This is a genomic window from Noviherbaspirillum denitrificans, from assembly GCF_002211445.1.
Taxonomy (GTDB): domain Bacteria; phylum Pseudomonadota; class Gammaproteobacteria; order Burkholderiales; family Burkholderiaceae_D; genus Noviherbaspirillum; species Noviherbaspirillum denitrificans.
The window spans coordinates 4,760,786-4,768,551 of sequence record NZ_LSTO01000001.1 but is presented as its reverse complement, the minus strand read 5'-3'; the positions used below and the strand labels follow the sequence as shown (position 1 = coordinate 4,768,551).

Below are 7,766 nucleotides of genomic sequence, written 5' to 3'. Positions count from 1 at the left end.
CGGGAAGATCCCCGGCCACGGCTGGGATTCGGTCACCGTGCCGGGCCAGGTCGCCGCCTGGGTGGAGCTGTCGGAAAAGTTCGGCAAGCTGCCCTTCGCGGAATTGTTCGACCCGGCCATCGAGCTGGCCGAGCGCGGATACCTCGTACCGCCGATCGTGCAAAAGAAATGGGCGGCCGCCGTGCCGCTGCTCAAGCGCCAGCCGGGGTTCGCACGCGCCTTCATGCCGAACGACCGCGCGCCGCATATCGGCGAAAACTTCATCTTCGCCGAAGCCGGCCACACCCTCACCCGCATCGCCGAAACGCACGGCGAAGCCTTTTACCGGGGCGAACTGGCCGAAGCCATGGCCCACCATGCGAAGCAGTGCGGCGGCCTCCTCTCGCTGGAAGACCTCGCCGGATATTCGCCGGAATGGGTGACGCCGATCGAAAAGGAATACGCCGGCTACACGCTGCACGAGATTCCGCCCAACGGCCAGGGCATCGCGGCGCTGATGGCGCTGGGCATCGTGTCCCATCTCGACCTCACCCGCTTCCCGGTGGATTCCGCCGATGCCATCCACCTGCAGATCGAGGCGATGAAACTGGCCTTCGCCGACACCTACCATTGGGTCGGCGACAACCGCCACATGAAGAAGGTCAGCGCCGAAGACCTGCTCGACGACGGCTACCTTGCCGAACGCGCCAAGCGGATCAGCGAGCGCAAGGCCGGCGATTTCAAGCACGGGACGCCACCGCGCGGCGGCACCGTCTACCTGACGACAGCCGACGAAAGCGGGATGATGGTGAGCTTCATCCAGTCCAACTACCTCGGCTTCGGCTCCGGCGTGGTCGTGCCCGAAACCGGCATCAGCATGCAAAGCCGAGGCGCCTGCTTCTCCCTTGAACCGAAGCATCCCAACTGCGTGGCGCCCGGCAAGCGGCCCTTCCACACCATCATCCCCGGCTTCGTGACCAGGGAGGGCCAGCCGCAGATGAGCTTCGGCGTGATGGGCGCCAACATGCAGCCGCAAGGCCACCTGCAGGCGCTGGTGCGGATGTTGTCTTACGATCAACAACCGCAGGCGGCCTGCGACGCGCCGCGCTGGAAAGTCAACGAGGGCATGGAGGTCGACATCGAACGCACCATGGATCCGGACGTCGTCGCCGACCTTGCCGGACGCGGCCATGCGCTCAATACCAGGACCGACAGCACCCGCGATTTCGGCGCCGCCCAGTTCATCTGGAAAACGGAAGACGGCTACATCGCCGCCAGCGATGCCCGGCGCGACGGGCAGGCTGTCGGGTTCTGAAACCGTTTGTCGCGCCCAGTCCGCGTTTCACGCCCATAACCTACAGTTCGTCGCAATCCGGTACCGCACTGGCAAGGCGGCCGGAATAATGCCTCCATCGAACGTGAAAACAGGAGGCAGCCATGGAACATTCCCCCGCTTACACCATTGCCCGCCGCCGGGTCGAGCGCAAGATCGGCTTCCGCATCCACCTCGCTGTCTATCTCGCGGTGAATACCGGCCTCGTGCTGGTCAACTTCCTGTTCACCCCGGCACGGATCTGGGCATTCTGGCCCATGTTGGGCTGGGGAATCGGGTTACTATTCCACGGCCTTGCCGTCTCCCAGCACGGAGCCGCATGGAAGCAACGCATGATCGAAAACGAACTGAACAAGCTGCAGAAGACCGAATGATCTACACCCCCGCCCCCGGGAATCCGTATCCCCGCCTGCGCCGCTTCGCGATCGACCTCGCGATCACGCAGGTCTTCAACCTCATCATCGCCGTGCTCATCACCTACGTGGTGCGCGGGCACGGCGGCTTCTTCATCAACCTCGTCTTCTCGATCTGCATCGGCACGCTGGCCACCGCCTTCATCGATGGCGGCCGCCTCGTCCTATGGGGCGAATGCAAGCCGCCGAAGTGGAAGTTCATCGGCCTGATCCTGTTCTCCCTGCCCGCCGCGCAATTCATCGGCAAGGCGGCGGCCGCCGCCATGCTCGGCATTCCGCGCGAGGCGCTGTCCGCGATACGCTCGGGCAATGCAACGGCCATGCTGATCGGCGGCGCGGTGTCCTCGATGTTCATCATCTGGTTCTTCTGGAGCCGCGAGCACATCGAATACCTGCGCGCCGAAGCGGAAGCCGAAAAGGCGCGCGCCGCATCCATCGAAAAGCAGGCGCTGCAGGCGCAACTGCAGATGCTGCAGGCACAGATCGAGCCGCACATGCTGTTCAACACCCTGGCCAACCTGCAGGGCCTGATCGCGCTCGACCCGCCGCGCGCGCAGCACATGCTCGACCAGCTGATCCAGTACCTGCGCGCCACGCTGTCGGCATCGCGTGCCGGGCAGACGACGCTGGCGCAGGAGTTCGCGCTGCTCGACGCCTACCTTGGGCTGATGAAGATCCGCATGGGTGCCCGGCTGTCATATGCGCTGGAACTTCCCGACGACTTGCGGACCGTCACGCTGCCGCCGATGCTGCTGCAGCCGCTGGTCGAAAACGCCATCAAGCACGGCCTCGAACCCAAGGTCGAAGGCGGCCTCGTCACCGTGCGCGCCGAACGCGAGGACGGCCGCCTGGTACTGACGGTGTGCGACACAGGCCTCGGCCTGGACGGCGCGCCGCCGAGCGACGGCACGGGCATCGGTGCATCCAATGTGCGTGAACGCCTGCAGGCCCTGTACGGCAAGCGCGCCGAATTTTCCCTGACACCCAACACGCCCGAAGGCGTGATTGCCAAACTCACTCTACCGACATGAACATGATCCGCGCCCTCATCGCCGAAGACGAACCGATCCTTGCGCATGCCCTGCTGCAGACGTTGCACCGCCTGTGGCCCGACCTGCAGGTCGGCGGCGTGGTGGAGAACGGCATTGCCGCCGTCACCGAAGCCCTGGCCCAGCGTCCCGATATCCTCTTCCTCGACATCAAGATGCCGGGCAAGACCGGCCTCGAAGCCGCGCAGGAACTGGCCGAGGACTGGCCGGAAGACGTGCCCTTTCCGCTCGTGGTGTTCGTTACCGCCTACGATGAATACGCGCTGCAAGCCTTCGAGCAGGCCGCCGCCGATTACGTGCTCAAGCCGGTCACCGAAGCGCGGCTGGCCAAGACAGTCGAGCGCCTCAAGGCGCGCCTGTCGCAGCACACCGAACGCAATGACGAGCTGGAACGCATCGTCGGCCAGCTGCGTACCCTGGTCCCGCAGATGCCGGCGGCCAGCGAGCGGCTGAACCTGATCCGCGCGGCCGTGGGCAACCAGGTGCGCATGATCCCGGTGTCCGAGGTGATCTATTTCGAGGCAACCGACAAGTACGTCAACGTGGTCACCGCCGACAGCGAGTCGCTGATCCGCACCAGCCTCAAGGAACTGATGCCGCAGCTCGACCCCAACCTTTTCTGGCAGGTGCATCGCGGCACGGTGGTCAATGCCGGCTGCATCCATAGCGCCATACGCGATGAAAGCGGCAAGCTTTCCCTGCGCCTGAAGGGACGCAGCGAGTCGTTGGCGGTGAGCCGGGTGTTCGCGCATCTGTTCAAGCAAATGTAGGCGACGCGCAACGGATAGCAGAATATCGGGTCGGCGCGCTAACCTGGATCAACTTCTTCGCAAGTTCCCATAAAACCGGTATTGCCCGGCGGACATTCGTTGCCTATAAAGAAAGCAGCCACGCACCGGCCGAGGCACAGCCACGCGATCTTCCGCCCGACTTGCCGGTAAATAGGAATAGGTATGTCCGCTCTCCTGAACCGGTTGCTCCTCTGGCAAAAATTCGCGCTCCTTGCCGCGATCGCCGCCGTCCTCGTCGCCGTCCCGCTGACCCTGTATGAACGGGAATCGGGCAAGGCGCTTGCGCAGGCGGATGCCGAAATCCGGGGGCTGCCACCCATACGCGCGGTGCTCGGCGTCGTGCTGCTGGTCCAGCAGCATCGCGGCATGTCGGCCATGGCCCTGTCGGGCAACGAAGGTGCGCAGACCCAGCGTGCCGCCAAGCAGGCCGAAGTAGACAAAGCCATTGCCGCTGCCGACGCGCTGCTCGCCGCCGTCGACAATAACGCGGCGAAGGCGGCCTGGTCGAAAGCCAAGAGTGCATGGGCGCCGTTGCCGGCCAAGGTGGGCGGGCGCCAGCTGACGCCGCCGGAGAGTTTCGCCGCGCACACCGCCCTGGTGGAAGACATGCTCTCCGCCAGCGAAATCATGCTCGACCACTACCGGCTCAGCCTTGATCCGGACGCGGCGAACCACTTCCTGATCGATGCCGCGCTGGTCCAGTCGCCCGAACTGATCGAATCGCTCGGCCGCCTGCGCGCGCGCGGCGCCGCCATCCTGACCGCGAAGACCGCGACCATGGACAACCGCGCCTCCATCGGCGCCCTGATCGAAAAGGCGGACGGCCGCATCGCCGGCATCCGCGATGCGATGGAAAAATCGCTTGCCGCACGTCCCGCCAGCCGCAGCCGCCTGGAAAAGCCGCTGCAATCCACCCTGGCAAAGGGCGAGGAACTGCTGCGCCTGGCGCGCGAGGAAGTGGTGAAGCCCGAACAGCACACCTACAACGCGCAGGATTACTTCAACAAGGTGACGGCAGCCATTGCCGAGCAGGTGCAGTTCCAGGATGCGGCGATCGGCGTGCTGGAAGAATTGCTGGTGGAACGCAAGTCGACCCTCGCCACGGCCGCCTATGGCATCCTGGCCGCGGCGCTGGCGCTGGTCCTGCTGGCGACCCTGCTGGGCGTGCGCATCGTCCGTTCGATTACCGTGCCCCTCAACGAAGCGATCGAGGTTGCTCAGCGCGTCGCCGCGGGCGACCTCAGCACGCAGATCGAGATTCGGTACCGCAACGAGACGGGGCAGCTCCTGCAAGCCCTCAAGGATATGAACGCTGGCCTCGCCAACATCGTGCAGGAAGTGCGCAGCGGAACCGAGACCATCGCCACCGCATCGGGCCAGATCGCCTCCGGCAACCTCGACCTGTCCGCGCGCACCGAAGAAGAAGCCAGTTCGCTGGAGGAAACGGCGTCGACGATGGAAGAAATCACCAGCACCGTCAGGCAGAATGCCGACAATGCGCGCCAGGCCAACCAGCTCGCGCTGTCTGCCTCCGGTGTCGCTGCGCGGGGCGGCGAAATGGTCGAGCACGTGGTGCAAACCATGAACTCCATTAACGAATCCTCGCGCAAAGTGGTCGACATCATCAGCGTGATCGACGGCATCGCCTTCCAGACCAACATCCTCGCGCTCAATGCCGCCGTGGAAGCGGCGCGCGCAGGCGAACAGGGCCGCGGCTTCGCCGTGGTCGCCGCCGAAGTGCGCAGCCTCGCACAACGCTCGGCCGCCGCCGCGAAGGAAATCAAGGAACTGATCAACGCCTCGGTCGAAAAAGTCGACGCCGGCACCAAGCTGGTCGACCAGACCGGCGCCACCATGCAAGAAGTGGTGGGCAGCATCAAGCGCGTGGCCGACATCGTCTCGGAAATCGCCGCCGCCAGCAGCGAGCAAACGTCCGGCATCGAACAGGTGAATGAAGCAGTGATGCAAATGGACCAGGTGACGCAGCAGAATGCGTCGCTGGTGGAAGAAGCGGCTGCGGCGGCGGAGGCGTTGAAGGATCAGGCGCAGAAGCTGGCGCAGGTGGTCAGTGTGTTCCGGTTGGGAGGTGAGCCGGTTGTGGCGCCGGTGGTTGCGGAACAGCCGGTGCGCAGGGCGGAGGTGGTGCGGCTTGCGGTGGCGGGAGGAAGGGTGCGGCCTGCGCGGTGATGGTTTTATGGTCGGTTGACTGCGGGAACTTACTGTCAGCTACACGCATCCCTTTTCCCCGTCATTCCCGCGGAGGTGGGAATCCATAGGCAGGTAGCACGAGCGAACTCACCATAGATTCCCGCCTTCGCGGGAATGACGGGGAAAATGTGCGAGAAATCATCCGCACGCGCCCGCCTGCAGCCCCCCCAAACACTCAATTCGACTCCTTGATCAACCTCCCCGACAAGGCCTGCACCGGCCGCGCATTCATCGGATAGAGGCGCGCAAAAATATCCAGCTGCTGCTTCGACGCCTTGATCGGTTCCTTCATCACGATCCACAGCACGCCCTCGTCGCACGGCGGCGTCGTGAGGGAACCCATGAAGGTGTAATACTCGCGCCGCTCCGGCAGCATCATCGACGGGTCGAACTGGATCACCGGCACCAGCGGCTCGTACTTTTCCAGCGGCAGGTTGTTCCACACGGTCTGGATGCCGGGATGCTGCTCGCCGCTTTCGATCAGCACCGCGATCACTGCCAGCCTGCCCTCTTCATCCTTGTGCACGAGATGCGCCACCATGTCAAAGCCGCGGCCGTCGACCTTTTCTTCTGCCGGGCGGTGGAAGTGGAACTGCTGCAGTTCGTAGGTGCGGCCGGTGAGCGTGAAGCGGTTGCCGGGCGCGACATTGACCTGCACCGTATGGCCATTGTTGATGATGTTGAAACCGGACGCGCCGTATTCGAATTGCACCGGTTCGAGGTCGACCTTGATGCCGTCACGGATATCGATCGGCGCCTGTCGGTGGCCGGAATCGCACTTCGCCCAGGCCGGATTGATCTTGCCCCACTTCTGCGGACCGTTGTCGCCTTCGTAACTCCAGGTGTCGGAACGCTTGGCCTTCGGCTGGTTTTCCGCGGCCTTCGCCTCGGCCGCGGCGCGTGCTGCCCGCGCCCTGCGCATGGCTTCGAGGCGCTGCTTGACCATGGCGGCCACTTCCGCTTCCGTCAATTCGCGGCGCGGCTCCTTCGGCGGCTCGGCTTTTACCGGAGTCGGAAGCACGCGGCTGCCGGGCAGTTTTTCAGGCTCTTTCGCGAAGGTGGGCGGGGCCAGGATCGCAGCGCAAGCCAGGAGGGTGATCGGGAGTCGCATGTGTTTTTTTGGCACCATGAGGTCAGGCGCGCTTCTCATTTCAGCGAAGAAATATTCTACCCGACTCACGATACCGCCCGGCGCTTTGTGCCGGGGAACAACACCTGTTCAGCCTGAACACAAAGGCAAGGCCAGCGCCTGCAGCACTTCGCCACGCGGTGTCTGCACGAAGGCGGCCACACCCAGGTCCTGCGCCATGGCACCGGCCGGCACCGCCAGCGCACGCGGCAACGATGCCGGCCCGCCTTGCGCATCCAGGGCCAGCGGCCCGATCCAGTCGCGCACCACGTAATCATGACGCAATTGCACGCCGCGGTTCTCGCCGGCCTTCACCTCGGTCGACAATCCGCTCTGGTACAAGACCACATACAGCGCCGCATCGCGCGACGCCTTCGCCTTCACCTCGACTGGCAGGCTGCCGTTCGACGGCATTCCGGCCGAGAGGGCGATCTGCGCCTGCGCCGGCTGTTCATTGATGCGGCGCACCGCCGCCGGTGTAGCCAGCCGCCAGTTGCGCAGCTCCTGTCCGGCAACAAAGATTTCGGGCGTGTACACCGTCCGGCTCCTGCCCTGCGCCGACAGCCAGTACTGGCGCTCGGTAAAGAGCGGCCGCGCGAACGCATCCTTCCAGCCGATGTAATCCCAGTAGTCGACATGCAGCGACAATGGCACGACCCGGTCGGCACCGAGGCCGGCCTCGTTCAGGCCGCTGATGAAGTGGTCGGCGGGAGGACAGCTGCTGCAACCTTCCGAGGTATACAGCTCCAGCAGGGCGACCGTGTGCGGCGGGCTCTGCTTGATGCAAGCCTGTCCAGCACTGGCGCTCCAGGGCGTGAGAAGAAGGGAAAGCGAAACGGCGGACAGGACGCGGTTCATGACGGC

The 7,766-nt window shown here is 64.6% G+C and carries 7 protein-coding genes; 5 read left to right on the top strand and 2 right to left on the bottom strand.

Going from position 1 to position 7,766, the window contains the following annotated elements:
- The 5 genes from AYR66_RS29725 to AYR66_RS30470 form a co-directional block, all read left to right on the top strand.
- On the top strand, positions 1-1,294 hold a 1,294-nt coding region (locus tag AYR66_RS29725), incomplete at its 5' end, for a gamma-glutamyltransferase family protein (protein WP_206047252.1).
- Positions 1,295-1,416: 122 nt separating this feature from the next.
- Entirely contained in the window at positions 1,417-1,686 is a 270-nt protein-coding gene (locus tag AYR66_RS23170; protein WP_088709474.1) for a 2TM domain-containing protein, read from the top strand.
- Positions 1,683-2,756 (top strand): sensor histidine kinase, encoded by a 1,074-nt coding sequence (locus tag AYR66_RS23165; RefSeq protein WP_088709473.1) that lies wholly within the window; start codon positions 1,683-1,685, stop codon positions 2,754-2,756. The genes AYR66_RS23170 and AYR66_RS23165 overlap by 4 nt, the downstream gene beginning before the upstream one ends.
- Positions 2,753-3,544 (top strand): LytR/AlgR family response regulator transcription factor, encoded by a 792-nt coding sequence (locus AYR66_RS23160; RefSeq protein ID WP_088709472.1) that lies wholly within the window; start codon positions 2,753-2,755, stop codon positions 3,542-3,544. Before AYR66_RS23165 ends, AYR66_RS23160 begins: the two co-directional genes overlap by 4 nt.
- Before the next feature lie 183 nt (positions 3,545-3,727).
- Positions 3,728-5,752 carry a methyl-accepting chemotaxis protein gene (locus AYR66_RS30470; protein ID WP_088709471.1) on the top strand — a complete coding sequence of 675 codons (2,025 nt, stop codon included), beginning with the start codon at positions 3,728-3,730 and terminating at the stop codon, positions 5,750-5,752.
- Between the two features lie 196 nt (positions 5,753-5,948).
- On the opposite strand, the gene AYR66_RS23150 is transcribed toward AYR66_RS30470, so the two are convergent.
- Positions 5,949-6,884 carry a carbonic anhydrase gene (locus tag AYR66_RS23150; protein ID WP_088709470.1) on the bottom strand — a complete coding sequence of 312 codons (936 nt, stop codon included), beginning with the start codon at positions 6,882-6,884 and terminating at the stop codon, positions 5,949-5,951.
- A 108-nt stretch (positions 6,885-6,992) separates the two neighbouring features.
- The gene (locus AYR66_RS23145; RefSeq protein WP_088709469.1) at positions 6,993-7,760 is read right to left on the bottom strand and encodes a DUF1223 domain-containing protein; all 768 of its coding nucleotides are present in this window, start codon (positions 7,758-7,760) and stop codon (positions 6,993-6,995) included.
- Positions 7,761-7,766: the final 6 nt, after the last annotated feature.

Excerpts from the sequence above, each read along its gene's own strand:
- AYR66_RS23170 (WP_088709474.1), top strand. The coding sequence starts at position 1,417 with ATGGAACATTCCCCCGCTTACACCATTGCCCGCCGCCGGGTCGAGCGC.
- AYR66_RS23165 (WP_088709473.1), top strand. The coding sequence starts at position 1,683 with ATGATCTACACCCCCGCCCCCGGGAATCCGTATCCCCGCCTGCGCCGC.
- AYR66_RS23160 (WP_088709472.1), top strand. The coding sequence starts at position 2,753 with ATGAACATGATCCGCGCCCTCATCGCCGAAGACGAACCGATCCTTGCG.
- AYR66_RS30470 (WP_088709471.1), top strand. The coding sequence starts at position 3,728 with ATGTCCGCTCTCCTGAACCGGTTGCTCCTCTGGCAAAAATTCGCGCTC.
- AYR66_RS23150 (WP_088709470.1), bottom strand. The coding sequence starts at position 6,884 with ATGCGACTCCCGATCACCCTCCTGGCTTGCGCTGCGATCCTGGCCCCG.
- AYR66_RS23145 (WP_088709469.1), bottom strand. The coding sequence starts at position 7,760 with ATGAACCGCGTCCTGTCCGCCGTTTCGCTTTCCCTTCTTCTCACGCCC.